The organism is Caldisericota bacterium (assembly GCA_034717215.1).
In the GTDB taxonomy this organism is placed as follows: domain Bacteria; phylum Caldisericota; class Caldisericia; order Caldisericales; family Caldisericaceae; genus UBA646.
In genome coordinates this window covers 1-1,856 of the sequence record JAYELD010000079.1, presented here as the reverse complement: position 1 = coordinate 1,856, position 1,856 = coordinate 1, and the positions used below count along the sequence as shown (strand labels likewise).

Annotated in this window: 2 protein-coding genes; both read right to left on the bottom strand. The window is 40.0% G+C overall.

Translation table 11 applies throughout. The annotated features are described in order from the left end of the window. Window positions 1-190 precede the first annotated feature (190 nt). On the bottom strand, window positions 191-934 hold the full coding sequence (locus U9Q18_03250) for a GGDEF domain-containing protein (protein ID MEA3313373.1): 744 nt from the start codon (window positions 932-934) through the stop codon (window positions 191-193). Between the two features lie 371 nt (window positions 935-1,305). After that, on the bottom strand, window positions 1,306-1,794 hold the full coding sequence (gene fliW, locus U9Q18_03245) for a flagellar assembly protein FliW (GenBank protein MEA3313372.1): 489 nt from the start codon (window positions 1,792-1,794) through the stop codon (window positions 1,306-1,308). Window positions 1,795-1,856: the final 62 nt, after the last annotated feature.

Below are 1,856 nucleotides of genomic sequence, written 5' to 3'. Positions count from 1 at the left end.
ATTCCATGTTATGACCCTGGGAGAGCAAAGTATCGATATTGCCAAAATTGGCATTTCCGATAATTTCTGATACACGATTCTGGCTCAACCCCACTGTTTTCTGAGATCTTTTCCTGAGCAGAAAAAGGGTCAAATCTTCATTTTTCACTTCTGTCAAAAATGAAGACCTGACCCTTCTGGTACTTCTAAGCTATGCCAGGCGGGTCTGTGGATTAAAAACAGGTGAATAGACTGGATTGACTTTTTCAAAACAAAACGGCAAATAGCAAGTATTATTCTTGCCATTTTGTTTAACCATGTACATTGCTCTATCAGCTATACATATCAATTCTTCCGGATCGCTCACATATTCAAAGTCACCATTATTAAGGGTGCTTACACCGAGGCTTATTGATACTGAAATCTCGATATCTCCGCAGAAAAAGAGGTGTCCCTCAATTTTTTTCCTGATTCTTTCAGCCAGCGCTACAGCTTCAGGGCCGCCCGTGTCTGACATGAGGACGACAAATTCTTCACCCCCAAAACGAACCAGCACATCTTCACTGCGGCACAAACCCTCCAAAACAGACGCTACTTCTTTGAGCAGCCTGTCGCCGGCAATATGCCCGTAGGCATCATTAATAGATTTAAAATCATCTATATCAATAAAAATAGAGGAGAGTGGAAAACCATACCTTCGCGCCCTGGCAAATTCTTCTCCAAGCCTTATCTGCAAATACCTTTTATTATAGATTCCCGTTGCAGCGTCAATAAAACTAATCTTTTTCAGCCTTTCTATTTCAGATTGAAGATTAAGATTTTCAATAAACAATTGTCTATTCTTTTCAGCAACATTATCACCGATTTCAAGCAACCGGTTGAAGAAACAAAATCCCTGATTAAACAACCCGTCTGATCCCTGCGCAGGCGAGATTAATTCCCCTGTATTTCTCATGGTAACATTCACTCCCCCTAAAAATATTTATCAAATAATTAAGCAAAACTCATGCCACCTTGTGAGGTCGGAGGACGGGGATTAGAAGATTAGAAGATTAGAAGGTTAGAAGATTAGAAGGTTAGAAGGTTAGAACTGCCCTTTACCCCCAAATATTTTATAGCTGTAAGAACAGTAAGTTACAAAATAAACAAGCAGAACATATATAAATCGTGCTTACAATAAAAACAATGACTTACAAATCATATGCCATAGTACTTTCGACTTGTGGGTAAAGGGCAGGGTTAGAAGGTTAGGAAATTAGGAAATAAAGACTGTTAGGATTAAAGCTATAGCCTACAGCCTAAATGCCTTCAGCCTATCTGTCTGTTTTACATTGCCAGAGCGGAAGGAATTATTTCTGCTTTTTCATATGCCTTTTCTTCGAGAAATAGCTTATTTTCTGTTATGGGATGTTGAACGGGATAATCCGGTTCAACAAGAACGACCTGTTTTGCAAGCATTTTTTTTGCATTGATCACAATGGGGGCTCTCAGGTTTGCCGTTACCTTGAACGGATCAGAACGGATCGTTACGACAGAAAACAAAACCGCATCCTCAGGCAATGCAATTTCAAGTAATTTCACTTCATCGTCAGATATTACCGGCTCGTAATCCGGTTTTACTGCAAAAGCATTCATAACAACAAAAGCGACCGAACCATCCTCAATGGACTGAAACCACCAGAAAGGAATCTTTTCATCCTGCATAAGGATCACATATCTTTTCAACTGATCAAAACCCAGCATCCCCCCTTTCATCTGAATAACCCTGGATTCATCAATATTTATATTTCCAAAGCGGGTGGTGGAAATTCTCATTAAACCTTCTCCTTTAGAAAACAGCCGCCACGTAGGACGGCTCTACCATCATTCCTCATTCT

Coding starts and splice junctions, on each gene's coding strand:
- fliW (MEA3313372.1), bottom strand. CDS start 1,794: ATGAGAATTTCCACCACCCGCTTTGGAAATATAAATATTGATGAATCC.
- U9Q18_03250 (MEA3313373.1), bottom strand. CDS start 934: ATGAGAAATACAGGGGAATTAATCTCGCCTGCGCAGGGATCAGACGGG.